A 23,583-nucleotide genomic window follows, 5' to 3' on the forward strand; every position below is an offset into this window, starting at 1 on the left:
AGTCAGTGACCTTTTAGCCTTTTCGGATAGGGCTCTTACCCTTGACTCCCCATTCCCTTCCAACCCTTACCGGTCCTTTTGACGCGTTTCCCTTTGTGCGGCAATCGGAATATCGATTTGTCCTGGCGCCGTTTTGTTGGATGCGCATGCTGGTACGAAAAAGGAAAGTGTCGGTACACTGCGGTGCGAATTTTATTGGGTCTTGCCATGAACCTCACTGACGCCACGCTCATACTGCTGCTCGCGGCACGTATCCATGGAACAGACGAAGCCGTCAGGGCCTCGGCGAAGAGCGTGGTCAAGAAGTTGCCGCGCAGCAAACGCGATCTGATCTACAAGGTGATCGACAGCCGAAGTCCACTCGAGCTGGTGGATTACCTGGCTGAGAATCTGGATACGTAACGGCGTACTGCGGTTACGGGATTACCTCATGTTCTTTGCGTCAGAGCTCCGCAGTGTGGGGATTGTCCTGGGTATAGAAAAAGGGTCCAACTCGTGTTGGACCCTGTGAAGCGCTTGCAGCAGTGAGGTAACGATCAAGCTCCATCGTTCATGCATCGCGAGTCATCCATTACCGTCTGCTTCCGTTGCTGCTCCAGGTTGAGCACATACTCCGAAGCGCATCGGGCCTGGCCACTGGCGCGGAAAATCGCGCGGTTGTCAGCCTTGAGCAGGCCGAGCCAGGAGTCGATATAGCCTTCGTGCCGAAGCTCTCCCCGTATACCGGCGTAGGCACATAAAAAAGCGGCGCCCATTTCGGCGATCAACTCTTCAAATGCATAGCCTGGCGAGCCAAATGGACACGGAGAGGTCACGCCTTCGCGCTGCAATCGAGAGTGGTGCCCGGTCCAGTGCGTCAGCTCGTGAAGTGCGGTGGCGTAGTATCCACCTTGATCGTGGAATTGCGCTTTTGTTGGCAGTTGGATGAGATCCCTGATCGGGTGGTAAAAAGCTTCGTCGGCAATTCGATGAATGATGTTTGCGCCCGAACTTAACAATAGATTTTCCGCCGCGCTGTTGGGGAAGAAGGGATCGCTCGGTTCCGTCTCGAGTGAGTTTTCGTTGAGCGTTTCGAGCCCCTCCGTTTGCTCGATGTTGAACAGAAAGTGCGTCCTGAGGATGCCAAAGTGAGCGACCTTGGGCTGGCCGTTTTCATCGAGTACGGGTTGGCCTGATTCGTTCTGTTCCTCGCGCTCCATCGGTTTGTAGAGCACCGCCAGGGTGCTGTGCTCACCCTTACGGATGTGCCCGCCGGCTTTTTTGGCTTGGTTGAAGGTCAGCCAACAATCTTGAGTGAACCCCTGCAACCTGGCCTCGGCCCAGAGCAACGGTAAATTGATGCCTGAATAGGGACGCTGCGTGATGGCGTTGATCGGGTAGGGTTGGTGATGAGCGACGTCAGTTGAGCCATTTGAGGACCAGGGTTTGATCCAGGGCGCTACGCCTTGGTCTAACGCGGTAACGATCTTGTCAGTCACGTCTTGGTAGATATTGCGCATGGCATTTTCCTCGAAAAACCGGAGGAACGCCTTGCCCGTCGGGGAGGGTTCCCCGGTGGGTATTGGTTGGATTGGTGCAGGACTGCGTATAGCCTGAGTTGGATCAGTGGCCGGGTATGGCCGTTTGCGTTTAGCGTTGCTGTTCTTCCGCAAGCGCTATCAGTAACGCGTTAGGTTGGTCTGATGCCTGAAGTAGGCTGAGGCTCAGTCGCAGCAATGGTTCATGATCTGCATCACTCGCTGAGACGAACTTGGCTACTTCAAACACCACGTAGGGTGCGTTTGGATCGGCCAGGTGAGCTTTGAAGGCTGCGCGTACGATGTTGCTCAGCCTGTCGAGCTGCAGTTTTTCAGGATGATTTGAACCATCGAGCAGTACTGCGTGTTGCCACGCCTCTGGAGTGAACACAACGGACAAGCGCAGAGTGTTCAGTGCTTCGCTTGTAAGTGAGTCGGACATGGTGTGCCTCCGTTGATAGCGCGAAGAAACCTGTCCCATTGGGGAAAGTGTTTCCCCGCAGTGGGTTGAAGAAAAACAAGAGGGTTTGGGACGAGCTGAGCTCGAACGGCGCTCGGAAAGAGCAGTAGGCGTTCACCACCGTAGAAACGGTGATCGTGCGAGCTACCGAACGCTAATCGCACTTGGGGGGAACCATCACTGGAGTGACGTAGCCTCAAAGGCTCTGGCTACCTGGGAAGGTGCTGTCGATAACAGCGATCCGTATCCTCTATGTAGCTGGATGATTTGGATGGGTCAACGGCCAGAGAAGCGCTGTTGTACGAGGTGCGTCTTTTGCCTTCCAGTGAAGAGTTTTCGACCGAACAAGCTGATAAACGGTTAAGCATGGGCGGTTTTCAGTAGTAGGCTGTAATCTCGATTTCTACAGGAATACGCTCAGAAGAGGGCGCAATCATGCCGGCTCAGCAGCCACTTCAAATCTCCCGCGCACACCGCTGGGCATATGCATGCGGTATGTTCGCCAAACGTGGTTATCGCAGGTTGAAAGGGTTTGAGTCTCGTGTGGCCAAGCGTGCAGTGACGGCAGGTTTGCCTGCGGGGAATTTACTTGTTCGCGGGATCTTTCTGCTTGCCCAGGTGGCCCTGTTCGGTGCACTTCTTTTTGTTAGCTTTTGGTTGTTTCTGCTGGTGTGCACATTCGTCGCATTAGCAGCTATCCCAGTTCAAGGTCCAGACACTCCAGATATTGATGATCTCGATGATCCAATTCACAGAGCGTCTTGGCCTGAGCGGTACGATAAATGGGGTTCACTGAAGTAACCTCCCTGGTTACTTTGAGCCCGATTTACCTGAAACCATTCTTGCTCCGCTCATCAACTGAGAGGTCCCGTTAGAACTCGCTGTCTGCGCAGCCTGGGTTCCACGGCTGAGCATTCCTTCTACACCTGAACCTACGCTATACCCAGCCCAGCTCATAGCGGCTAGAAAGACCATCGGCAGTACGATGAACATCGCCCCCATCACATACTCAATCACCTGTGCCGTGACGGTTCCGTCCATAAAACCGGATGTTGGCAGCGACAGCAGCACCTGATTGGACGCAGACACTTGGTTGTACAAGGTATCGAGCATGCTAGAGTCGACCCAGCGGGCTAACTCCCACCAGAAGGTCAGCATGTGCAGCGTGAACAGCGCGAACGTCACCGTCATGACGGTTTTCAATTGGTAGGTACTGACCAGCAGGATCAGCGGCAAGCTGATGATGACGCCCATGATCAGGAAAGCCTGCACCATCGGCAGAGCGGCGCGTAGCGCGTTCATCGCTGGGAAATTGCTGAAGGAGCCGAGAGCCAGCCCAGTGTTGGTGGCCAGGTTATTAAGCCCCTGATTGATCGACCCACCGCGAGCACTGGAGCCATAGTCCTGGTACACCTGTCCGGGCGACATAGACATCGATTGTTGGCGCGGGCTGACCAGTTCGCGCAGGGTGGCATCCTCAATCTCGTTACTCGAACGGCCAGTCAACCAATCTTTTAGCTGAGTCAGCAGCGAAGGATCGACCTGCTTGATCAAGCGCTCGCGCAACCCGACACCACTGTCGCTCCACCACTGTTTGCAGGTGGGATAGCCTGCACCACTCTCCAGCCGTGGCAAGGATATATCGCGGGTTTCATCATAGGGCCAGCTGACTCGCGGTGTCCGTGAGCGATCGGTGTCGTAGTAGCCGGGAGTGTCGAGAAAATAGCTTGAGCCGATCCAGGACGCATCATGACTTTGCGCCTTATCCAGCTGCGGACGATTGGTGAACAGCCGAGAGCGGGAATAGCCGTAGCAGTCACGAGTGAAGTCGGCGACTTCCTGCAGCAATACCTGGTTATCGATGCGCGAACTGTCGATCTCCATGCGCATCTGCCGGATATCCGGTGCGCAGGGAATGGAGGCGGTTGCCGCCGCCGTCACCCCTTTGCTCAAGGCGTGCACCAGAAACCACCAAATTGGCACGTTGGCGGAGCGTTCGCCGATGGTATTGAAGGTGATCCCCCAGGCGGTTTCTGCTGGCTTAGCCACACTGATACCGCAGCGCTGGCTCGCTGCATCATCGAACGTCATTGACGTGAGGCTCAATGGAAAGACCGGCGCGCAGCCGAACAAGACGACGATGTAGGCCAGCCACAGCCGGTTCTCTATCCGCGGTACAGAGAGCAATCCTTTGTTGCCTTCATCCGCGCCTTGCTGACGGGCCGACAACCATTCTTGCAAGATGATTGCACCAAAGGGCGCGGCGAACAGCCCAGTATCGGATAGGACGTTCCAGATACCGTTGTTGATGATCCATGCCAGCAGGGAGAGGTAAAACTCCAGGTAGCTGTTGGTGCTCATGAGCATGGTGGTGACCTCACAATCGAGTGAGCTCGACGCAGGTAAAGAGTAAGAGCCCTAATGTCCCGGCGCGTTTCACGCGCAGTCGGTCCTGCGGTCGATGTCGGTAGCGCCTTTGCAGGTCCCACCAGAGCGCAAAGAGGACGCAGTAGAGCAGGGCGCGCCACCACCGCAGATAAGGCCGTATCGATTCCAAGGTTTGCTGCCAGACCTCGAAACTGCCCAGCGCAGTGCGGCCGATCCAGGCGACCAGTGCGGCGGTCAGGATCATCACTGCTGCAATCCAGAGACTTGAAAGCAAAGTGAATAGCAGTGAGCGTTTCATGGCTCACTTGCGCCTGGCGTCAGCGTCGTTGAGTCGGCCAGGTTCAGGGTCGCCTTGCTCGACGGTGCGCGACGCATCGGCACCTCCGGCATGTCGATCGAGCACGAGGCTGGCGGTATTGGTGGTGAGCATCTGCCGGACCTGCAACTCGGTCTGCAGCAGGCGTATCTCGCGCTCCAGTGTGTCGATGTTTTTCGTCAAGGCCGTTTGGGCCGGTTCGGCGGAAGCGACGTTAGGTTCGTGGCTGCCTGCCAGCAGCGTGCGCAATAGCAGGAGCGCTTTGTCGAGCACGCTGGACAGGGCCGTCTCACTAGCCAGGCGCCGCGCTAGGAGTTCCTGATCAGGATCGTCGCGCAGGGCTTCGATCACACCACGGGTCACTGGCAGCATCGGGCTGGAGGCTTTGCTCAGATTGTCAGGGGTAGGCGGCAGAGAGCCGGACAGCAATCCTTGCAGGGCCTTGAGACGTTCGCTGTACGCCTCCTGGATCAGCGACGTCAGTCCGCTGCCAGCGGTAGCCCGCAGAGTCTCGCAGGTGTCGCAGGTTGCGACTTCGGTCTCGCCCAACACGCGAACAGCCCATTCGGATTCCTCTTGGGGTGAGGTCCATGCCTGGCAAATAGCGCCGCCCAGGCAATCACTGCTACTGATCGAGGCGCTGTCATCCACGGACCGGTTATGCAGCAGGTTGTAGCCCGCGCGCACCACATCGGAGGTTGCCCGGATGGGTGTTTGTCCGTTACCTCCAGCCTTCTGCCCGCCGACCCATGACACCCCATTATTGCCGTTACGGGCCTCGGTGTTTTTCACCGCGGCCACCGCATCACCGCCGGTTTGTTCGAGGTTGCCCTGCATCTCCTGGTTCTTGGCCAATGCGCCCCAGCCGGCTTGGCCGACCTTGTCAGCCATCTTCTCGGCCATGGCCTGGCAGGTCAGTTTGGAGCGGTCGAAGTCAATACGTCCTTGCATCACCCCGTTACTCAACAACTCGTAGAGACCGGGATTGGCGCGCTGGATGATCAATGCTGGCAGCGACATCACGGCTTGGGTCGCGTTCTGCACAATGCTGCCCATAATCTGCTGGAAACCTTCGGTAACGCCGTTTAGCTGGTTTTGCAGGGTGTTGGTGAGGCTCATGTTTCCGCACATCATGTTGGCTTGCCATGAGCCGCCGACGCCGAGCCCGTTGGGGCGATAGAGCGAGCTCGGCGAGCCCGCTGCCGAGCCGCCACCGATGGTGTACATCACCCGGTCGTCGAGCACTTCGCCTTGAGTGCCTAGACGGTAATCGTCCTCGGCGGCATGGGTATGCGTGACCACGGCGAGCAGCCCGCAGAACAAAAAACTCATCGGGCCCAACCATGATCCTGCGAGAAGTCGACTCATGACGTACCACCTTCGAAGTCGATGCTGAACAGGAAGGTCTGTCCCTCACGCTTGCAGCAGCTATAGGGACGCCACAGCGACCAGGAGTAGCCGCCATCCACGCTCTGCACCGGTTCACTGGGGAAGATGGCACATTTGGGTTGAACCCCGGGGGAGAGCAATTGCCATTTGTGGGTCGAAGCGTCGTTTTCAACGATTGGGCCAGGCGGCCAATAACCATCGCGTGGTACGGGTGTGAGCGGGACATACACGTGCGGTTGCCAGTTGCGGGTAATGACGTCACCCGCTCGCTGCGCCATCACCGCAGCGGCTTTGAAATCGTCGGGTTGCACCAAAAATCCTTGCCGGGGATAGACATTGCCCCACATGTTTCCCGTGAGCTGACGTCCGATCTCACGGACTCCCGGCAGGAGCGACTCGGGGTAAAGGCTTTCCGGGATGCCATGACGCCAGGCCAGTGAGTCCAAAGTGCTCAGGTAGTAGGGCATGAACGCAGTGGCGCCGCTGGCGCAGGCGTAGCCGGATTGCGAGGCAAGTTGCGTGGCGGCCCAGCCGCCGGGATGGCCAATGCCATCAACATTTTTGAAACGAGGCAGGTTATCGCGCTGAGTGTTCGGCGTGATCAGGTTACCGCCTCCTTCCGCACCACTGATAGGAGAGGATAGGGCGGCCATCTCGGTCCAAGGATTGGCACCGGTGGTGGCATAGCTCGAGACCACCAGCTCAGGAATGAAGTGACGAACCTTGGTTGAGGTTTTAACCGTGCAGCCGAAGGGGGTGCAGAGCAACCAAAAGCAGATGCCGACGACTCTGTACTCGAGGCAGTCTGGAGAAAGTACGGAGGCGGTAATGTTGCCGGTATCCAGCGCTACGCTTGACCCGGATGCCAGCAGAATGCTCAGCACCAACGGATGTAATTTCTGGGGCGAAATGTGCGGGCAGGCAGCAGACATGATCCAGGCTCTGGGTGTATGGCCTGGACAGGTTCAACAATCGAGAGAGGGGTGTCAGTGAGAAAGCCGAGCGCGGGATCGTCGGTTTACAGCGACCTTCTAAATCGGCAGATGGTCATTAAGCGTTCTGTGTACGAGCAAGCGCGTCAGATTCGATGAGCAACTGATCCGTTTTGATCTCGAAAATGTTGGCGAGTTTGCAGAGAACCAATAGCGACGGGTTGCCTACCCCTCGCTCGATTTGACTCACGTACGTACGATCCACCTCGGCCATGAGCGCCAATTGCTCCTGGGTAAGGTTCTTCACGCGTCGCATCGAGCGGATGTTTTCCGCAAGTTGCAGACGGAGCTGTTCGAAGTCTTGAGTCATGCGCGCAAACTGCGCCTTGAGGGACTCTCAATCCACGGGATATAGTCTACATTGGCTTTGATTCGGGCTTTTTTTATGCTTAAGCCGAGTGTCAATTTTGTTTCTATGCTGCTTGAACAGACCCAGCGTTAATAAATAATCGAAAGCTAAGGTGTCTATGACCGAAAATTACGTTTCAATTCCTGCGGCGGATGGTTGCCCAAGTCTTCTGACACCTTGGGGCAACGAATTTGCCCCAATGATCGAGCGTGGCGTGCAATGCGCCCAGGCTTGGCTCGATACGCCCGGCGAGATTCCCCTGTGGTGGGAGCTGGCCCAAACACGCAAGACCTTTCCTGTCGGTGACTGCCAGGATGCTTTTGAAGCCGGATTCTTGTTGAGGATTCAGCAGCGGCTTCAGCGCGGTACACGGATACCTGTATCGACTTGACTACCCGTTTGCATTTAGCCTGTCCTATCGCTTGGAATAGGCCAGCAGGATGCGGTCCTGAATCACTTTTGGTTTTTAGGTGCAGCGTCTTTGTCCGATGTTTGCTCTGAGACTCGCGCTGCCCTCGACGAAAGCGAGTGGGTATGGGGTTACGCAATTAGTCCACATATGGGAGCAATCCACCGATTTCTCTTATTTTCCGCGCGGCAACCGCACCAGCATATCTTCAAGAGGGCACAACACGATGGTAAACAAGCTCGATTTGCATTTTGAAATGAAAAAGATGCTACGCGTAAAAACTGCCATTCTCGGTCGCTCACCAGGTGACTCCCTCTTAGACATCGTCGCTTCTGATCGTGAAGCGTTCTCGGGCATTCGTGTGTTGTTCGCGAGCGATGAGGGAGGGGTTCCATTGCAAGGTTTGGGCCGGTCAGATAATCCAAATGTGCCCGTGGTTCCTCTATTTGCTGGAAAGGGAATTTTTGCATTTTCCGATGCTATCGAGAAGCAAATGAGCAGCGGTAGTGCGCCGTTGGAGTTTCCATTCTTCTCATTACTGGATACAAATTTTCTTACCGAATTACCAGGCTTTTTTCGTCATGAGAATTCGAAGCACCGCGAAAAGGTGCGGGCCACCCTACAGTTTATTGGAGATCAGGGCGGACGCGGTTTCGATTGGATGTTTGCATCGTTGGAAAACCTACGTGAAGTGGTAAAGCCTAATAATCCATGGCCGTACCAGAAAGTTGCGGCTGCAAAGATGTTTGATGCCATGATGCATGTCCCTGAGGTCAGGGAAAGGGTGCTAAAGGGGCACGCTGAGCAGATTCAAGATTACATATCCGCAGCTGAGGAAATGTGGGATTCATTCCTGACCAATCGGGAAGTATGGGCCTGCATCCAACGGCGAGATATGATGCAATCGATAATGTTACGTGCGCTGCTGGAGTGCTGGAATGGTCGAAGCGTAGATGATGGTATTCGCTGCCTAGTGGATTTCTGTCTTGATAATTTTGACGCCATGCCCTTGAAGGAGCTTTACTTTGGCTGGAAGGCTCTGAGCGGATTCGCTGATAAGCAGACTAGAATGCCCATCTTTGACGAGCCCGCGTTGCGGAACCCAAACGCGGATTCGACTGACAGGATTTCTGCGCTTGCGTGGGATCTTTATATGTTTCGACATTGTGAAACGCTGATGACAGAAAGGAAGGGTAATCAGTTCATGATTCCTGTTGTAACCACGCTTGATGATGGTTTGTTAAAAGCCATTAAGAGCTGTCCTCTAAGGGCGCTTTTGATTCACGATGAGGCACGAAAAGTAGAAGCGATATTTGACGATGAAATTGAGTTTTCTACTTGCCTAGATCGCGCGCTTTCGAATAAAACAAAGATGCGAATTAATGACCCAGTACGTATAGCCAGACCGAAGCGTATCTCGAAGCATGATCTGAGTTATTTGATAAACAGCTTGGAATCAGAAGTGAAGAAGGCTGCGAAAGCAAGAGTGCAGCCAGGGTCTCATTATTAACGGCGGAAAATTTATATTGAACTGACAGATATTAAAAATGCTGAAAACGCCCCGCGCGCGGTGGCCAGTAACAGACCGGCCTGCAAAGTGTAGAATACGAATACAATCGGCTTTTCAGTTGTCGTGCAAGCGCCTGGTCAGCTGCGATGCAGTTTCGGAGTTCAATCTCTGAAAGAGCAGTAACTGAATAGCTATTCCTATGTTGATTTTATTCCTCGTGCTCTATCGATCCGTTCAGCTACCCGGTAAGCCGCTTCCAACTCTGAGCAGCCGTTCTCCTGCATCAATGTCCAGCGCTCGGCTTTTTCCTCGGGCTCCGTCATGGCAAGGGCGAGATAAAGACTCGGCGGCACGGCCCGAAACAGCGTTTCGAGCTTCTTCGATAGTACGACCCCTTCGGTGTACTTTCCCGGCTCCTTGCTGGCGGAGAGCAGCAAGGCTTTCTGTGCCGGCGTGAGTTTCTTGAATCGTGCGATCTCTTCGATTTCCGCGGGCGGCATATTCAAGCAAATCCACCACTCGATCATGTTGAGCATGGTCTGCGCGGCAGAGGGGAAATCGGCAAGGTTTTGCGTCGCCAGCCAGAACCAAGCGCCGAGCTTGCGCCACATCTTCGTGCCCTTGACCACGAACGGCGCCAGCAACGGGTTCTTGGTGATGATATGGCCCTCGTCGGTGACCATGATGATCGGTCGGCCCAGGTACTGGTCGCGCTCGGCAAGGTTGTTCACGGTGTTCATCAGGCTGATGTAGCTGATGGACATCTGCGCCTCGTAGCCTTCGCGAGCGTAAGTGGCGAGATCAACAATGGTCACATCGCTTTCGGGCCAAGGTGTGCCTTCGCGATCGAACAGTTCACCCTCGAAACCCTGGCAAAACAGGTCGATGGACTCTCCCATTTCCTGGGCACGCTCTCGACGCTTCTCCGGCAAGTGCGTGTCGGCGGCGACTCGCAGCAACGCGTCGCGCACGTCGCGGGTCAGTACCTGGCGAATCGCCGCGGCACAGATCTGTGCCGCATCGAGAATGCACTCGCGGATTAAGCTGCGATCGGCTCGACTCAGGCGGGCTTCTTCCTTGGCCTCGCCACCGGTGATCATCAGTCGGGCAGTGATTTCCAACTCGCCGAGAACATCGCGCTGGTCCTCACGACTGGCTATCGCCTCATCGTCCCACTCGTCGATCGACAGACTCGCCACCTGATCCGGTTGCTCGACCAGGCGCCAGGCATCGGCAAAGGGGGCAAGACTGACCGAGGAGCCTGGTTTCAATTGGACCTTATTGACCGACAGGCCCTGGGTTGCGAAGTAGTCGCCCTGCAAGCCGAATGAGTTACCGGCCTCGACGATAAACAGGCGAGGGCGGTACACCGCCATGACTTGCATCAGCAGGGTGACCAAGGTGGCCGACTTACCGGCGCCGGTCGGGCCAAACAGCAGCAAATGTCCGTTCATGGCCCGGTCTAGTCGAGACAACGGATCAAAGCTCAACGGCGAGCCACCACGATTGAATAGAGTGATACCCGGGTGGCCGGTGCCGGTGCTACGGCCCCACACCGGAACCAGGTTTGCCAGGTGCTGGGTGAACATCAGGCGGGTGTACCAGTTGCGTGTGTCGCGGGCCGGGTTGTAAGCCATCGGCAGCCAACGCAGGTAACTGTTGCAGGCGGCGACTTCATCGCCTTCGCGCACCGGTTGCAGTCCCGCACCAAGCAGAGCGTTGGCCAGGCTGACCGAGCGCTGGTGCAATTGTTGCTCATCGTGACCGCGCACGTAAAACGCCAGGGTGCCTCGGTACAGCTTGTGCTGGCGGCCGATGATCGCGCGAGCCTCTTCGACATCCTGACGGGTTTGGGTCGAGGCCAGGTTTTCACCGATGGCTTTGCGCGCCAGACGGTTCAACTGCTCCTCGAGCGCATCTTGGGGTTTGACCACCAAGGTCAGGCTCATCACCGTGCCTTCGGGCAACTGGTCGAATAGGGCATTCACCGCGTCACCCTTGCGGGTTTCGCCAGTGAGTTGGCCAATTAAGGGAGCCCGCCGCAGCTTGTCCACCACCATGACCCGATGGGGCTGACCATCGAAAAACCAGAGTCCGCGCTGCACATCCGAATGCGGTTCGTTGAAGAACAGACGCTCGGCAAAGTCGTGATCGAAGGGCAGTTCCAGCGACTCACCGTCGCCCGACTCCGGATAGGCCACTTGGTGGTAGAAATCTTCGGGCGATTCATCGGTGAGCTTGGGGGCTGGATTGAACCAAGGCAGCAACCAGGCATACAAGCCTCGGCCATCGACTCGCGTCGATTTCACCCCACACGCTTGCAACGAAGCCGCGATACGTTCGCAAGCCTGATGCAGGGCTTGCACTGGGATAAGTCCGGTCTCCTCAGCATCAGACTCGAGCCAACGATAGACCACCAGGCGCACCCGGCGGTTGTTGCCCCGCCAGGGCAGGCGCATGACTGTCTTGTCCTCGAACAGCCCTCCTGGCTTGGCGATGGTCTTCAGATGACGGCGAGTAAGTTCCAGGTACGCTTCGGTGAAAACCGTGCCTCGCGCGCTGTCCCGAATATAGCCAGTTAGCTGGGTTAGGTAGGGGGTGAAGTCATTGTCGTCCTGGCAGAAAAACTGCGCCACCCAAGGCGCTTGATCCAGTTCGTCAAAGCTATCCTGCAGGACGTCTTCGAGTGCATCGCGGGCGGCCATCAGCCAATCGGGTTCGCGCCCTTCGGTGCCGATGGGCAGCAACTCGAACACCGCGCCCACCGAGCGATTGTCGTCCAGTAGAAAGCATTGTTCTGTATCGAGGTATTCGACCCAAGGCAAGTGGTCGGTGAAGCTGGGGTTGTGCGCATAGAGTGCAGCTTCATCGGCCAAGGTGGCGCGAGGACGTAATGGGGTGCGCCAGGCTTTCCACGCGCCAGTGCGGTTACCCGAATCGTCGCTACGCATTACAAGTCTTCCTGACGTTCACCCGGCAATGCGTACTGCACACGTTGGTAGAACGGAAAGACGGTCGAGTAACCTGGGATCGGCGCCTGCTCGGTACCACTCAGGTGCGGATATACGTACAGCACCAGATCGGGATTGGGCAAGCGAGGGAACAGATTGCGAATCTCGTTCGCCGCTGTGCGCGTATACGGTTTTTGGAGAGCAACGGAAAAATCTGCTTGAGCCAACGGACGGCGTAACTGCTGCCGAGCATCCAACAGTTGCTGCTGAGTGCCTTGCGACCCGGCACCGTTCCAGATGTCCAACATGGTTTGCTCGCCATGGGGCAGCAGCGTGTCCTTGTCGGTGGAACACCCCGCCAGGACCCAGCAAAACACGCTAATCAAGGTCAGGCAGAGAGGCATGGTCTTTTTCATGGCGAACGCTCCGGCCCTTGGGCTCGTAGTCGATGGTGATTTCATGATCGAGGTGCAGTGCGACTTGGGCGGCCGGAGGCACGTACACGGCAGCAAAGGCTTCGCCATACAGTTTGTTCACCCACTCGCGGATGTCGCTGACCCCACCACTGAGAATTGAATTCAGTGCGCTATTGCCACTGCTGCTGGTGACTCCTAGCGTACTGCCGCCCGAACTGATCACGCTGCTGTTGTTCCGCTCATCCCCGAGCAGCGCTGCGACACCGGCACCGGCGGCAGTGATCAGGCTCTGGCTGCCGAGGTATTGCTGGGCGTTCGAGCGGCGCTGGCCAGCGATGCAAGGAATGCCATACGGATCGGACAAGTAACCGAGCCCGCCACGGATCTTGTCGGTGTTCGAGCTCTGGGCGGTGGATGCATTGCGGCTGGCGACTGCCTTCGGCTGAGGCACCGTGCGGATACTGCCGTCGGTAAACACAAAGGTAATTGACTCGACCTGTCCGCGTACGCACGACAGGGTCCAGTCGCCGGAGGCTGTACCACTCATCACGGCCCCTGCGACGTCCGGCAGGTCGATGCCGTTGGCTGTCAGGTTCTCCGGACCGACCAGCACCTTAAAGGGGTAGGGATCATTCACGGTGCCATCCACCGGGACTCGGCCGATCAGCGCAGTCATCGCGACGGAGCCCATCAGCGTGGCGTTTTCGGGAATGGTGTAGACCGGCTTCGCGCCTTCGGTACGATCAGCGGATCGCGTCAGGTCACGCTCCCCGTTGGTGACCTCGCGTAACTGCTTCTGGCTGCGGTCGATGGCATTGTCCTTCAAACCCTCCAATGAGCTGAAGGCAGTAGGCAGACTCAGAGCGGACGCGGTCTTAGTTTTGCCCCGGGCGTCGGTGGACGGAGCATCCGAGGGCTCAATCCACTGCAGCGCATCATTGGCTGAGTGCTGCCCTTCGAACTGCGCCCCGTCGCCCGGCTCAAGCCCCAATCCGATCGGCATGTCCTTACCTTTACCATTCAGCCCCGACAACTGTTCCTGCAATTGCGTCAGCAGACCGCGAGCCTGACGACTGTCTTGTTCTGCTTTGAGTCGGGCTTCGTTAGCTTGTCGGCGGCCTTCGTCGACCTGCTGCGTTACGCTGCCCAGTGCGGTCTGAATACGTGAGTCGACACTGTTTTCCCGCTCGCGCAGGCGATTGTTCTCCGTCAACAACGAATCGTTGTGTTTCTTCAAACCGAGCATGTCGCTGCGCATGGCCTTCACCTGGCCGACCAGGGTGGCGACCGTGTCGCGTGGGGTGTCGCCCGCAATACCGAGCGACTTGGCTTGCTCGGCGGATAATTGAATATTGCCCTGATCAAATGGGTGCTCTGGAGAAGGTGTGCTGCCACCCGGGACCCAGGTTTTCAGGATGATCAGCACCACGCCCAGCAGCGCAGCCGGTACCAGCCATTTGAGCAAGGCGTTAGCTTTCATCGTCAGCACCTCGCGCAACGGGCGGGAGCAGCACGGCGTGTTCGAGGCCGGCACCGCGAGTGACGAGGTAGGCGATCGTGGTGTCTTCAGCACTGCCGACCGGTCCGAGGAAAGCATGCTGGAAAGCCGCGGCGAACAGTGTGGCTTGCAGCCGACGCGGATCGAGTTGCACCCTCGCTGAACCACGATTGCGCAACTTCACCGCCGTCACCCAGTAATCACCGAGTCGCCAGGAGGCGATGGGTGTGCTGGACACGTTTTCGGTCGGCAGCAGGGTCGGCAGTTCGGTGCGCAGCTTGAGCGGGACGCGGCGTACACCGGGCAGGGACTCCACGGTGCGCAGCGGCGCGTACAGGCTTTGCGCGGCGTAGCGTGTCAAAGCGACCGGGATCGGCGTACGTTCTGAAACAGGTACGGCGCTGGTTTCAACCTCCGTAGCCTGCATCTGAGCATTCTTGAGAATGCGCACGGGCTCCAGCGGTTGATCGCCAGGCGTGGCCACGATATCCAGGAGGATGATCTCGCCCGTCGCGACCGATTGCAGTTGCAGTCGGGTCGGGGCAATGGCTTCCGATGCGCGCAGGTACAGCGTGCCGCCGGTTGATTGCACGCGCAGCTTACCCGTCAGGGTTGAGGGCACGCCGACTCGAACATCCTCATCGACAAAGACCACTCGTTCCTGATTGATCACCAGCGGAACTGCGAGGGGGAGGCGTTCCCAGTGCATCAACTCAACGGCCCGCGCTGTAGCTCCCCATAATACCAGTACGACGGTGAGTCCCAGGGTAGACATCCGCTTCATGGTTCACCTCCAGGCAGGGAGATTTTTTGCGGAGTGCCCTGATAGCAATCCAGTGCCAGCCCCCACTTATTGCGTTCGGGGTCCAGATCAAAACGCACCACGCGTAATGGATAACGCACCACGACCCGTTTCACCGGTTCGGCGGCGTAATACTCATCGGCGTTGAGGTCGAGCGTGACCAGCCAGCTGTCGCGGTCGAGTTGCTTGACCCTGAGCTCTGGATCTTCGCTGTAGCCGCGGCCCAGAATTTCGTAGACGCCACGCACCCGCTGGCGGAGTTCGCCGGCGGCCTTGCGGTATTCGTAGTCGCCGTCGAGGAAGGTTTTACAGGCGGGTGTCAGGTAGGACTGCAAGCTATAGATGGCGCGGCGATAATCCTGCTCGCCATCGGAGGGCCAGCGGTTAAGTTGGCCGAAGATGTACAGGGCAAATGCATAGACATTCTCTGAGGGGATATCCCACCACTTGCGCGTGCTACCCGAACGCAGGTCCGGGGGCACATGCACGGTCAGATCAGTCGGTGCCGAGCGCCAGCCATACCAAAGTCCAGCACATACCAGAGCGAGGATTACTACAGCCAGGCGCAGGCTGAGGATATGAGCCTGTTGGGCATCGACTTTGTTCCGAAATCGGCTCATGGCTGCCACCGGGACAGGGCAGGGCGCAATCGACGCGAGCGGCGAATCGTCCAGACGCCGGAGTGGAGGATCAAACTTCCACGGCCCAGGCGCCAACGACTGGCCAATATCCATTCGAGCTTGCGGTACAACCAGGTCTCGGGGCGAGCCCGTTTGGCCCGACGCAGTAGCGTGCCACCGGCAAATAACACTAGCGCCATGCCAGCGATCATGCCAGTTGGCGCCACGGCAATGGAGGCAGTGGCGATCGCCAGAGGAACACCCATCAGCAGGCCAGTGACGGCGCCGGTGCCGAGCGCCACCCACATCTCATCGTTGGTCAATCCGCGCAAAACGGTAGGATCGCGATTGAGTCGTTCCGGGAGAAAAACCAAAGTACCGTCGGCAAGGCGTTCGATAGCGTCGTTCATGCCAACCTCACAGAATCGCGGCAGCCTTGGTCAAAAACCAGATAATGATCACCACCAGCAGGGCACCGATGCCCACCACAGCACCCAAATCCTTCCAGGTCTTGCGCTGATTCTGTACGTCGGCATAGACGGTCAACGAGTGCCAAGCCACGCCAAGAAAGGCGAGCAAGGCGATCAGTAGACCGAGCAGGATGCCGCCGTCGTAGGCGTAGTTTTTGATCGTCTCGATCAACCCGGAACCTTCACCACGTGAAGGGGCTTCCATGGTCGGGAGTTCAGCAAAAGCCAAACTTGGACCGAGAACTAGCAGCAGACCGATCAAGCGCTGACTGGCACGATCACGCAGGTTGTTTTTCAGGGGGATAAGGCACTTGAGCATGACGGTGATCTCCGGTGTTAGGACAGGGTGAAGAACATCAGGACCAGCAAGGTGAGCAGCACGCGCGCAGCACTGCCGCCGAAGGCTCCGAAGCGAACACTGCCGGATGTCCACCCCCGGTAAGCCGTCCACATCACCCAGGCACACCACAGCAAAGCCAGGACGAGAACCAGGGACAACCAGAGCGTGGAACTGCTCTGCGGTGAGAAACCGGCGGCGTTTTGGAAGGCCGCGGTCTGGGAATCGGTCATGCTCATGGCGAGGGCTCGGCAGGCGGAGTGTCGAGGCGGTAATCACCGACCAGTTCACTGGGGTCACGGGGTTGAGCGCGAGAGGGGGACAGATAGTCCAGCAGGCCTTGGCGAATACGTTGGATGTCCTGAGACAGGCGGGGATAGTCGAAGCGATAGCGATCGTCGGGTTGAGGCATGCTGACTGCCTTAGCTTTCGTTGCAACGCGTTCGATTATGTCGAGTTGCTGCTGGACTTGGCTGAGCTGATCCTGCTCATGACCAGATGTGGCATAGCTGCTGTCATCGACGATAGCCAACGAGAGTAGTAAGCAGCGAAAGACGGTAGTAGTTGGCATGATGCTGCCCCATATGGATCTGAGGGCAGAATCAAGTCTGAGATCGATTTATTCAGCAGGAAATATGAGGTGTGATGGATCGCTTTTTGAAGGGAAGTACTGAGGATGTTTACTTGCAGTATCTATCCCTGCAGCTTTGGCGGAAAGCGCTGGAGGGCTAGGAGATTTCACTTCCAATGCGCTTCGATGTGTTGCTCGCCGAGCATGATGCGAAAGCGAATGCAGCAATTCTGTAATCAAGGCAGAAGTAGTAAATCACCCTGGGTTTGTTGATCTCCGATGATCGGGGAAAAATTTAACGGCACGGCGGGGCTCGTCAAACGCGTAAGCGTCGCAGAGCTTTTTTGTTCATGATAGCCCGAGTGGCTAGCAAGCATCATTGATTCGGCCGTGGGCGTATAGACCTGCAATTTGAACGTGATCGATTATCGCAACCAACATTACCCCCAGGTCACATCCGAGCAGTGCACTCTGACAGGCTGCTCGGATATGCAGAGGAAGCACCTGGGTGTTAGAAAATAGTCCTATAGATACAATGCGCGGAATCTCCTATCGGCAACGGAATCCTGGTAGGTACACGTGCCGCCAGTAGACAAAATGGCTCTGGAAGTGGGCGTGTTGCTACCGGCGTGCGCTTCGCGGCCGCTTTCACCTTTGCATCTGACACTGCGATGCAACGATCGGAAAAAGCGTCAAGGAGCTTGAGTGAAAGTCCGGCGTAACGTCCCGGACATAGAAGTAGAACGTCGCCAAAACGGAATTGGCGAAAGGCGCTCACGCTGTAGAGACCCTCTGTGCCCTCGAACGACTGACGCTCCCAGGGCGTGGACTCAAATAGGGCTTTAGGATAGTCCTTTGCATCCAACACATAGCCGAGAGGTCGATTGTCACGAAGTTTAAGCAGGTTGGCGGCTGAATATACCCAGATATCGAAAATCGCGGGCATTAGCATGGCATTGAGAAAAATAGCCCCTAACATCGCAAGAGATGCTTTGCCTGCGCGTTGTACCAGACTCCCCTTAAACGAGTAGAACAAAATTACTGGGACTAGATAGATCATCATTACGAGTAGACAGGCTCCAATGGCTGCTCGCGCCTCCCAGCCATTTTCAGCTCCTCGCCAAGCCAGAAGCGCGATTTGCGCAGGTAGAACTCCGCTCATTGCAGTAAACGCAAGCAGGAAGCCCAATAGCGTCATTCGTAGGTATCGATGAGCTTTATGGTGGACCGGCTTTTTTTGACCTTGAGGTACCTCAAATGCCGCGTCGGCGAGCTCCTTGTGCGTAGACAGCAATACCTTCGCCGCCAACATTGATATGACCGTCACCAGCGCGAACGTCAACCATGGTGTCAGCTCAAGATCAAACGTGGAGGCCAGAAGATTCAACGCCATTATTCCGAAGCCCAATGCGATCACCCAGCTCAAGCGTTTGGCAAGCACCGGTTCTAAGTCGCGTCCAGGTTCAACCAAGCCCATGCAAAGCATGAATGACAGCGACGGTACTGAGAAGGTTACTAGCAGTAATAGAAAACCAAGTACCGTAAAGATCAGCCAAACTAGCAGATTCGAGGGGCTTCCAATGGAGCTCAGAATCAATTCTGGATGACCGATGACCCATAAATACTTCGACAGAAGTAAGATCGAAATTAGGCTAGCCATGGGAGCCAACCACCACTTGCCATCATTCAGAATTCCCAAGAAAACCTGAATGTAACCTATCGAACTTTGATTTTGTGCTTCAGTGTTTTGTGCCCTGATCGCTTCTTCTGAAGCGTTTGACTGTGCGTTCATCTACTGCCCTGCTTCCGTTGGTTTTTGAGTCGTCCGCTGTAAATATAATTTGTTTCGGCAGCTTGAGTTGAAAGCGTAGGGCTAATGGGAAAATAGCTTCGCTAAGCGTCTAGAGATATTTTTTGAACGTCGTCGCAGTGATCGCTACTGCCGTTCCAAGTACTACCGCGCAAGGCAAAAGAATAGCTATGGGATTGAGTGGAAAGGGCAGGGACAGGTAAATGACCCAAGGCGCGATCAGCAGTGGTATCACTGCTCGTTTAGCGCGGTGATAGACAAAACTGCTTTCTCGCCCAGCTCCAAATTTGCGTAGGTCGCGGCGCATCAAGCCATCGACAAAACCGGTGAACGACGCCAACAAAAATAATGGTGTGGCCAGGACCAGAGTGGTCAGGCGCACCACGAAGGTAAAGGTCACATACACTGCAGCCAGCACGAAATCTTCGATGTTCACGTAGAGCTGATTGGTCCAACTCCAGAAGCCGTTGCCCTGGCTTGACACCCGCGCTTGCCGGGCAAAATCCGCAAAGCCAGTCTTGACTAGCAGCCACTGATTGAGGAAATCCAGCCACTGGACAATCGTTGGTCCGGGTTGTTGGAGGATGAGTGAAGCTTTGAAGTGCTCGTTGAGCCATTCCAGTTCGCTATTCAACATGGCTTGGCTGTGTCGCCAACCTTGGTCGCTCCAGAACAACAGCAGACCGGCGAACTCGATGAGGATAGAGAATAGCAACGAGGCGATCAGCAAACCGATGATGCGTAGAACTAAGCCAATCAGCGAGACGATTAATCCTGGGTGCTGGATCGGTTGTGGCGGCGTGTTAGGTGCGTAAGTCGTCATCGCTCACTCCAATGCGTTGCAGGGCTAATGTCGTAACGATGTTTTCTGGATCGTTTTCCGATGAATCAAAACCTGGAGCGAGGCTGGCTACCCCACCTGATCCAGATCGAAGTTGGTTGTTGGGCCGCCACCGCTTGCGCTCCACCATTGCCCCGCTTGCTCGTTGTAGGTGGCCCGCATCCGCAGGGTAAGCTCCTGCAGGTCCTTGGGCATGGCGTCGTCGTTGGAGGGTTTTGGTAAGGGCATGCGGACTTTCCAGAGCTGGCCACCGGCCTGGAAGGAAAACATTTGCCCTTTGGGCAAGCTGACGATGTGCGCAGGCTCGATCAGCGGCACGCTGGTGCTGCTGACACGGTCCTGTGAGGACGAGGTGAAGTCCGTATTGGCCTCAGGATCGGAGGTGTCGGTGGCGCCCGACACGAGGGTTTTGGTCAGCACGTTAACCTTGGGCAATTGCTGGGTGAGCAGTTCAGCGGTGGCGGTTTCGCGCACGCGGAGCATTTGCAGGGTGTTGAAATTACCAATGACTTGGCCGGCCTTGGCGCGGTTACCTATGCGCGCTTCGATATCGCTGAGGGTCTGGGTGTAGGCCGTCACCTGGATGCCGGCACCGCCACCCTTATTGATCAGCGGGATGAACTCATCGCCCATCAACTCGTTGAACTCGTCAGCGTGCAGGTTGATGGGTAGCTTGGCGCTGCTGTTGTTGCCCGATTGGGGCAGGCCATGGTCAATGCCGTGTTTGTAGATGTGTCCGGCGACCGAGACTAAATCAGCGAACATGGAGTTGCCCACGGCAGCAGCGACCTCAGCATCGGTCAGCGCATCGAGGCCGACATAAACAATGCCGCGTTTTCGGATGACTTGCATCCAGTCGAAGATCGGCCGCGGGTCATCCAGGTCTGTGTAGTTGGGAGCCAATAACTGGGCGGTCTTGCCTGTGGTGAGTTTCTCCAGCAGCGGCAGTAGCGAGGCCACGATTTTGTCGAAGTAAGTACGGTCGTAGCGTACCGCCGAACGCAGCCCGTCCAGAACCGGATCAAATACCCGTTTCACTGCCAGGTACTGCTCGATGGCCACCACGCGCTTTTCGCGTCCCACCATATGCCGGGGAATATTTTTCTCGGTGAGCTTGCCTTCAAGCTGTACGATCACTTCCCACGCTTTCGGATCGGTTCTGGCGAAAAACTGCTGGGCGTACTCGATGAACAATGCATCGATGTTGACCACATGCCGTTGGATCTGCAGGTAGTCCGGACGTCGGCCCAACTCGATCAGGGCGCGGGCGATGATGTTGACGAAGCGCCAGGCGAACTCACGGAAGGCCGCCGAGTTACCTTCTCCACTGAGCTGCCCGGCGATGCGTGATGCCACCTCGGAAATACGTCCGAAACGCCCCACGGCATTGTAGCGCGCGGAGATCTCCGGCCAGCCCAGATGGAAAACATAGAACTCCTTTTCCCGACCGGCGCGTTTGGCTTCAACGTACATGCGTTTGAGCAAGTCGGCATCGCCCTTCGGATCGAAGACGATGACCACCTCATGGTCGATGCGATGAATGTCCTGAGTGATGTACACCTCGGCGAGTCGCGTCTTGCCGACACGGGTAGTGCCCAGCACCAGTGTGTGTCCGACCCGTTCGCCCAGCGGCAGGCTGACTTCCGTTTCGTCGGGCTCGACCCCATGCAACAGCGGCGAGCCACCGACCGGGGGCAAAGGGCGCAACGGATTGAAGGCGCTGTCCCAAGCCGTGACACGGGCCAGTGTCGAGAACGGAAACGGTGCATGTTCCAGGCGACGTTCGAGTCCGCGTGCCAGCCGGTAATGGGTCGGTTGGTCGACATAGTGAGCGACCGCCGGATCCTGGGCCTCTACCAAGCGCTGTGTGTGCAGACGGGTCCAGTGAAAGCCGCGGCCCATGAACAGACGTTTGCCGCTCACCGGAATCTGCCGGCTGGTCAGCTCGTAGCGAGGCAGCCGGCGGATATTGCGCCGATAGCGCAACACCTCCCAGGCTTGTCGGAGGCGGATCAAACCGAACAGGGCATAGGCCAGAGCCGCAATCAGACCGATCTCGGGTGATAGGGCCACGGCCCAGGGCGAGTACACGCATAACACCACCGCGGCGACGCAGATCGCCACGGTATACAGCTCGACTGCGGGCCGGAGTTTGGACTCCATCGCATGCTCGGCCATGACCCAGACTCACTGTTCCAGTGAGGTGGCTGTGATTAAGACAGGGTAGTGCTTAATTTTCAGGCGAGAGGCGATGTCGTTCCCGTTGACCGGCAGGATGGTGATGCCCGGCGCGGCTGCTCGAATTCGGGCCAGGGCTTCAGTATCGGTCACTTCGACGGCGAGGCCGGCTGCCCCCATTTCTTGCAGTTCAGTCGCACGCTGATGCAGCCAAGCCAACGATTGGGGATCCTCCCCGACAAGGAAAAATGGCTGCAAGCCCGGCATGTCCAGGGTGCGAGTTGTGATTTGGCCTGGGCTCAAGTGAGAGCTGCGCACGGGCAGTATCCAGGTTTCATCGGCAAATGCAGATAGGTCTGCATGTATGGCCCGAGCAGGCTGGGTCTTGTTGTTTATTGGCGGCGTGGAAGCTTCAAACTGGGGGCGAGTGTGAACTTCTGCAAACGACAGTACCGGCTGGGCGAACGCTGCCAAGAGCATGGCGAAGTTATACGCACTGGGAATTCGCTTCATGGTGGTGTGCCCTCTTTAGAGGAAACCTGCAATCGTTCGAGTTGTCGGGAAAAGCCGACGCGGTAACGCGCGGCCGGCGTTCCTCCTGCCGGGCGGTGATAGCGGCCAGCAGCTGACACCCAATCACCGGTAACGGTGTGATGTTCTTGCAGCAGCGCGGCAGTCACGGCCAGATTGCGGTAGGGTTCAAGGGCTTCGCAGGGACTGGAAAAATGCTGTCCGTGATAACGCAGGTTGATTTGCCCAAGCCCGGCATCGACGCGCTTGGCGTCATACCGAGCAAGCGCCTGAAGCAAGGCGTGACAGGCGGTCTGATGATTGGCGAAACGGTAAGGGCTACCGGCAATATTCAGCGTCCAGGGCCAGGGCAGCAGTCGACCACGGAGGCGGGCGCCACTCTCCTGCAGGGCAATCGCGAACAACACCGTGGAAGGAACGTTGGCGTCATGCGCTGCCAGTTGATAAGCCGGAGGCGGAAGTTCGTCTGCCCGGACGGCGTGCACCGTCAGCAGGAGCGCAATAGCAATCAATCGAGACGTTGCCATTGTCCGTTCACCTGCTGAAATGTGACGGGTAATGGTCTCGGGGCTCCCAGGCTGAACCAGCGCCCGCGATCATGGTTCAGGGTGATTTGCCGGTGTTGGACCTTGCTCGCATCAATGCCTGCTTGCCGCGCCCAGCCACGGACATGTTCATCCTCACCATGGCTACCCACCAGGTAGATATCGAACGCTGTATCACTGCTTTGCAGACGCTGCGCTTCAGCGGTGCACGCAGGGCAATGGTCTTCGACAAACAGAGCACGGCGGGGCTCTACCGGTGAGCTAGCAGCGGGCGGGGATGCCATACCCTGAATCGGCAACAGTCCAGGAAACAGCTTGGCCCAAGCTGCGGTGTAGGCGTTTTGGTAAGCCAACTCGCGCTCGGCACGTTTGGCTTCCAGCGCTACCTGCAATTCGGCATAGCGCTGGCGCTCTTGGTCGGTCTCTGCCTCTACCCCAAGCGCGGTCAATGGGTCGAGGCTCGGGCTCCAGAAACCGCGCGGGCCGGCTTGAATTTTTTCGAAGCGTGTCCACTCCTGCTCCGTGAGACCCCAGCTTGCAGCTTGTTCAGAGTGCGAGCGCTCCAAGGGAATGGACTGTGTGTCCCGGTTCTGTGACGGTGCCGTGATAGGGTTGCTCATCGCAGCGCCCGTGCTAAACAGTGAAACGAGACAAACGACGGCGGGCAGCAGCGCTCTGTTCAT

The 23,583-nt window shown here is 57.0% G+C and carries 26 protein-coding genes; 4 read left to right on the top strand and 22 right to left on the bottom strand.

Going from position 1 to position 23,583, the window contains the following annotated elements:
* Positions 1 to 207 precede the first annotated feature (207 nt).
* Entirely contained in the window at positions 208 to 402 is a 195-nt protein-coding gene (locus MKS85_RS07485) for a hypothetical protein (RefSeq protein WP_027912535.1), read from the top strand.
* A gap of 134 nt (positions 403 to 536) precedes the next feature.
* Here the strand turns inward: MKS85_RS07485 and MKS85_RS07490 are convergent, their stop codons facing one another.
* Both MKS85_RS07490 and MKS85_RS07495 read right to left on the bottom strand, forming a co-directional pair.
* Complete coding sequence (locus MKS85_RS07490) at positions 537 to 1,499, bottom strand: ArdC family protein (protein ID WP_047882225.1); 963 nt, start codon at positions 1,497 to 1,499, stop codon at positions 537 to 539.
* Between the two features lie 130 nt (positions 1,500 to 1,629).
* On the bottom strand, positions 1,630 to 1,959 hold the full coding sequence (locus tag MKS85_RS07495) for a hypothetical protein (protein ID WP_047882224.1): 330 nt from the start codon (positions 1,957 to 1,959) through the stop codon (positions 1,630 to 1,632).
* A gap of 453 nt (positions 1,960 to 2,412) precedes the next feature.
* Here MKS85_RS07495 and MKS85_RS07500 point away from each other — a divergent pair, with 453 nt between their 5' ends.
* Positions 2,413 to 2,778, top strand: a complete 366-nt coding sequence (locus MKS85_RS07500) for a DUF3742 family protein (RefSeq protein ID WP_082136166.1) — start codon at positions 2,413 to 2,415, stop codon at positions 2,776 to 2,778.
* A 9-nt stretch (positions 2,779 to 2,787) separates the two neighbouring features.
* Here MKS85_RS07500 and MKS85_RS07505 read toward each other — a convergent pair whose 3' ends face one another.
* The 5 genes from MKS85_RS07505 to MKS85_RS07525 all read right to left on the bottom strand — a co-directional run bounded on the left by MKS85_RS07505 (position 2,788) and on the right by MKS85_RS07525 (position 7,372).
* On the bottom strand, positions 2,788 to 4,344 hold the full coding sequence (locus MKS85_RS07505; protein WP_047882223.1) for a conjugal transfer protein TraG N-terminal domain-containing protein: 1,557 nt from the start codon (positions 4,342 to 4,344) through the stop codon (positions 2,788 to 2,790).
* A gap of 10 nt (positions 4,345 to 4,354) precedes the next feature.
* Positions 4,355 to 4,663, bottom strand: coding sequence for a hypothetical protein (locus MKS85_RS07510; protein WP_047882222.1), 309 nt, complete (start codon positions 4,661 to 4,663; stop codon positions 4,355 to 4,357).
* Between the two features lie 3 nt (positions 4,664 to 4,666).
* Positions 4,667 to 6,049, bottom strand: a complete 1,383-nt coding sequence (locus tag MKS85_RS07515) for an integrating conjugative element protein (RefSeq protein WP_047882221.1) — start codon at positions 6,047 to 6,049, stop codon at positions 4,667 to 4,669.
* Positions 6,046 to 7,002 (bottom strand): TIGR03756 family integrating conjugative element protein, encoded by a 957-nt coding sequence (locus MKS85_RS07520; protein ID WP_047882220.1) that lies wholly within the window; start codon positions 7,000 to 7,002, stop codon positions 6,046 to 6,048. Before MKS85_RS07520 ends, MKS85_RS07515 begins: the two co-directional genes overlap by 4 nt.
* A 118-nt stretch (positions 7,003 to 7,120) precedes the next feature.
* Positions 7,121 to 7,372, bottom strand: coding sequence for a helix-turn-helix domain-containing protein (locus MKS85_RS07525; protein WP_047882219.1), 252 nt, complete (start codon positions 7,370 to 7,372; stop codon positions 7,121 to 7,123).
* 157 nt (positions 7,373 to 7,529) lie between these two features.
* Here MKS85_RS07525 and MKS85_RS07530 point away from each other — a divergent pair, with 157 nt between their 5' ends.
* Complete coding sequence (locus tag MKS85_RS07530) at positions 7,530 to 7,802, top strand: LasR-specific antiactivator QslA (protein ID WP_047882218.1); 273 nt, start codon at positions 7,530 to 7,532, stop codon at positions 7,800 to 7,802.
* A gap of 244 nt (positions 7,803 to 8,046) precedes the next feature.
* Positions 8,047 to 9,330 (top strand): hypothetical protein, encoded by a 1,284-nt coding sequence (locus MKS85_RS07535; protein ID WP_188251065.1) that lies wholly within the window; start codon positions 8,047 to 8,049, stop codon positions 9,328 to 9,330.
* Between the two features lie 197 nt (positions 9,331 to 9,527).
* On the opposite strand, the gene MKS85_RS07540 is transcribed toward MKS85_RS07535, so the two are convergent.
* The 15 genes from MKS85_RS07540 to MKS85_RS07610 form a co-directional block, all read right to left on the bottom strand.
* Positions 9,528 to 12,281 (bottom strand): conjugative transfer ATPase, encoded by a 2,754-nt coding sequence (locus MKS85_RS07540; protein WP_188251066.1) that lies wholly within the window; start codon positions 12,279 to 12,281, stop codon positions 9,528 to 9,530.
* Positions 12,281 to 12,697, bottom strand: coding sequence for a TIGR03751 family conjugal transfer lipoprotein (locus MKS85_RS07545; RefSeq protein WP_188251067.1), 417 nt, complete (start codon positions 12,695 to 12,697; stop codon positions 12,281 to 12,283). Before MKS85_RS07545 ends, MKS85_RS07540 begins: the two co-directional genes overlap by 1 nt.
* Positions 12,660 to 14,177, bottom strand: coding sequence for a TIGR03752 family integrating conjugative element protein (locus MKS85_RS07550; RefSeq protein ID WP_188251068.1), 1,518 nt, complete (start codon positions 14,175 to 14,177; stop codon positions 12,660 to 12,662). Before MKS85_RS07550 ends, MKS85_RS07545 begins: the two co-directional genes overlap by 38 nt.
* Positions 14,167 to 14,979 (bottom strand): TIGR03749 family integrating conjugative element protein, encoded by an 813-nt coding sequence (locus MKS85_RS07555; protein ID WP_188251069.1) that lies wholly within the window; start codon positions 14,977 to 14,979, stop codon positions 14,167 to 14,169. The genes MKS85_RS07550 and MKS85_RS07555 overlap by 11 nt, the downstream gene beginning before the upstream one ends.
* Positions 14,976 to 15,617 carry a PFL_4703 family integrating conjugative element protein gene (locus tag MKS85_RS07560; RefSeq protein ID WP_188251070.1) on the bottom strand — a complete coding sequence of 214 codons (642 nt, stop codon included), beginning with the start codon at positions 15,615 to 15,617 and terminating at the stop codon, positions 14,976 to 14,978. The genes MKS85_RS07555 and MKS85_RS07560 overlap by 4 nt, the downstream gene beginning before the upstream one ends.
* Positions 15,614 to 16,027 carry a TIGR03750 family conjugal transfer protein gene (locus MKS85_RS07565; RefSeq protein ID WP_095973828.1) on the bottom strand — a complete coding sequence of 138 codons (414 nt, stop codon included), beginning with the start codon at positions 16,025 to 16,027 and terminating at the stop codon, positions 15,614 to 15,616. The genes MKS85_RS07560 and MKS85_RS07565 overlap by 4 nt, the downstream gene beginning before the upstream one ends.
* A gap of 7 nt (positions 16,028 to 16,034) precedes the next feature.
* The gene (locus MKS85_RS07570; protein ID WP_095973829.1) at positions 16,035 to 16,406 is read right to left on the bottom strand and encodes a TIGR03745 family integrating conjugative element membrane protein; all 372 of its coding nucleotides are present in this window, start codon (positions 16,404 to 16,406) and stop codon (positions 16,035 to 16,037) included.
* Positions 16,407 to 16,423: 17 nt separating this feature from the next.
* Positions 16,424 to 16,663, bottom strand: coding sequence for a TIGR03758 family integrating conjugative element protein (locus tag MKS85_RS07575; RefSeq protein WP_095973830.1), 240 nt, complete (start codon positions 16,661 to 16,663; stop codon positions 16,424 to 16,426).
* Positions 16,660 to 16,995: an RAQPRD family integrative conjugative element protein gene (locus MKS85_RS07580; protein ID WP_188251071.1), complete on the bottom strand. Its 336-nt coding sequence runs from the start codon at positions 16,993 to 16,995 to the stop codon at positions 16,660 to 16,662. Before MKS85_RS07580 ends, MKS85_RS07575 begins: the two co-directional genes overlap by 4 nt.
* Positions 16,996 to 17,506: 511 nt before the next feature.
* Complete coding sequence (locus MKS85_RS07585; RefSeq protein ID WP_188251072.1) at positions 17,507 to 18,787, bottom strand: hypothetical protein; 1,281 nt, start codon at positions 18,785 to 18,787, stop codon at positions 17,507 to 17,509.
* A gap of 109 nt (positions 18,788 to 18,896) precedes the next feature.
* On the bottom strand, positions 18,897 to 19,628 hold the full coding sequence (locus tag MKS85_RS07590) for a TIGR03747 family integrating conjugative element membrane protein (protein WP_047882637.1): 732 nt from the start codon (positions 19,626 to 19,628) through the stop codon (positions 18,897 to 18,899).
* A gap of 87 nt (positions 19,629 to 19,715) precedes the next feature.
* Positions 19,716 to 21,824, bottom strand: coding sequence for a type IV conjugative transfer system coupling protein TraD (traD, locus tag MKS85_RS07595; protein ID WP_047882638.1), 2,109 nt, complete (start codon positions 21,822 to 21,824; stop codon positions 19,716 to 19,718).
* Positions 21,825 to 21,833: 9 nt separating this feature from the next.
* Positions 21,834 to 22,337 carry an integrating conjugative element protein gene (locus MKS85_RS07600; protein ID WP_034113420.1) on the bottom strand — a complete coding sequence of 168 codons (504 nt, stop codon included), beginning with the start codon at positions 22,335 to 22,337 and terminating at the stop codon, positions 21,834 to 21,836.
* Entirely contained in the window at positions 22,334 to 22,882 is a 549-nt protein-coding gene (locus MKS85_RS07605) for a hypothetical protein (protein ID WP_047882639.1), read from the bottom strand. The genes MKS85_RS07600 and MKS85_RS07605 overlap by 4 nt, the downstream gene beginning before the upstream one ends.
* Positions 22,864 to 23,583 carry a TIGR03759 family integrating conjugative element protein gene (locus MKS85_RS07610; RefSeq protein ID WP_034113418.1) on the bottom strand — a complete coding sequence of 240 codons (720 nt, stop codon included), beginning with the start codon at positions 23,581 to 23,583 and terminating at the stop codon, positions 22,864 to 22,866. The genes MKS85_RS07605 and MKS85_RS07610 overlap by 19 nt, the downstream gene beginning before the upstream one ends.

It is taken from the genome of Pseudomonas sp. JL2, assembly GCF_031570495.1.
Classification (GTDB): Bacteria; Pseudomonadota; Gammaproteobacteria; order Pseudomonadales; family Pseudomonadaceae; genus Aquipseudomonas; species Aquipseudomonas rhizophila.

Bases quoted from the DNA above. Each gene is read 5' to 3' on its own strand.
- MKS85_RS07575 (WP_095973830.1), bottom strand. From the start codon at position 16,663: ATGAGCATGACCGATTCCCAGACCGCGGCCTTCCAAAACGCCGCCGGT.
- MKS85_RS07540 (WP_188251066.1), bottom strand. From the start codon at position 12,281: ATGCGTAGCGACGATTCGGGTAACCGCACTGGCGCGTGGAAAGCCTGG.
- MKS85_RS07525 (WP_047882219.1), bottom strand. From the start codon at position 7,372: ATGACTCAAGACTTCGAACAGCTCCGTCTGCAACTTGCGGAAAACATC.
- MKS85_RS07535 (WP_188251065.1), top strand. From the start codon at position 8,047: ATGGTAAACAAGCTCGATTTGCATTTTGAAATGAAAAAGATGCTACGC.
- MKS85_RS07580 (WP_188251071.1), bottom strand. From the start codon at position 16,995: ATGCCAACTACTACCGTCTTTCGCTGCTTACTACTCTCGTTGGCTATC.
- MKS85_RS07515 (WP_047882221.1), bottom strand. From the start codon at position 6,049: ATGAGTCGACTTCTCGCAGGATCATGGTTGGGCCCGATGAGTTTTTTG.
- MKS85_RS07570 (WP_095973829.1), bottom strand. From the start codon at position 16,406: ATGCTCAAGTGCCTTATCCCCCTGAAAAACAACCTGCGTGATCGTGCC.
- MKS85_RS07545 (WP_188251067.1), bottom strand. From the start codon at position 12,697: ATGAAAAAGACCATGCCTCTCTGCCTGACCTTGATTAGCGTGTTTTGC.
- MKS85_RS07560 (WP_188251070.1), bottom strand. From the start codon at position 15,617: ATGAGCCGATTTCGGAACAAAGTCGATGCCCAACAGGCTCATATCCTC.
- MKS85_RS07490 (WP_047882225.1), bottom strand. From the start codon at position 1,499: ATGCGCAATATCTACCAAGACGTGACTGACAAGATCGTTACCGCGTTA.
- MKS85_RS07505 (WP_047882223.1), bottom strand. From the start codon at position 4,344: ATGCTCATGAGCACCAACAGCTACCTGGAGTTTTACCTCTCCCTGCTG.
- MKS85_RS07605 (WP_047882639.1), bottom strand. From the start codon at position 22,882: ATGGCAACGTCTCGATTGATTGCTATTGCGCTCCTGCTGACGGTGCAC.
- MKS85_RS07520 (WP_047882220.1), bottom strand. From the start codon at position 7,002: ATGTCTGCTGCCTGCCCGCACATTTCGCCCCAGAAATTACATCCGTTG.
- MKS85_RS07510 (WP_047882222.1), bottom strand. From the start codon at position 4,663: ATGAAACGCTCACTGCTATTCACTTTGCTTTCAAGTCTCTGGATTGCA.
- MKS85_RS07530 (WP_047882218.1), top strand. From the start codon at position 7,530: ATGACCGAAAATTACGTTTCAATTCCTGCGGCGGATGGTTGCCCAAGT.
- MKS85_RS07555 (WP_188251069.1), bottom strand. From the start codon at position 14,979: ATGAAGCGGATGTCTACCCTGGGACTCACCGTCGTACTGGTATTATGG.
- MKS85_RS07500 (WP_082136166.1), top strand. From the start codon at position 2,413: ATGCCGGCTCAGCAGCCACTTCAAATCTCCCGCGCACACCGCTGGGCA.
- MKS85_RS07565 (WP_095973828.1), bottom strand. From the start codon at position 16,027: ATGAACGACGCTATCGAACGCCTTGCCGACGGTACTTTGGTTTTTCTC.
- MKS85_RS07550 (WP_188251068.1), bottom strand. From the start codon at position 14,177: ATGAAAGCTAACGCCTTGCTCAAATGGCTGGTACCGGCTGCGCTGCTG.
- MKS85_RS07485 (WP_027912535.1), top strand. From the start codon at position 208: ATGAACCTCACTGACGCCACGCTCATACTGCTGCTCGCGGCACGTATC.
- MKS85_RS07585 (WP_188251072.1), bottom strand. From the start codon at position 18,787: ATGAACGCACAGTCAAACGCTTCAGAAGAAGCGATCAGGGCACAAAAC.
- MKS85_RS07610 (WP_034113418.1), bottom strand. From the start codon at position 23,583: ATGAACAGAGCGCTGCTGCCCGCCGTCGTTTGTCTCGTTTCACTGTTT.
- traD (WP_047882638.1), bottom strand. From the start codon at position 21,824: ATGGCCGAGCATGCGATGGAGTCCAAACTCCGGCCCGCAGTCGAGCTG.
- MKS85_RS07590 (WP_047882637.1), bottom strand. From the start codon at position 19,628: ATGACGACTTACGCACCTAACACGCCGCCACAACCGATCCAGCACCCA.
- MKS85_RS07600 (WP_034113420.1), bottom strand. From the start codon at position 22,337: ATGAAGCGAATTCCCAGTGCGTATAACTTCGCCATGCTCTTGGCAGCG.
- MKS85_RS07495 (WP_047882224.1), bottom strand. From the start codon at position 1,959: ATGTCCGACTCACTTACAAGCGAAGCACTGAACACTCTGCGCTTGTCC.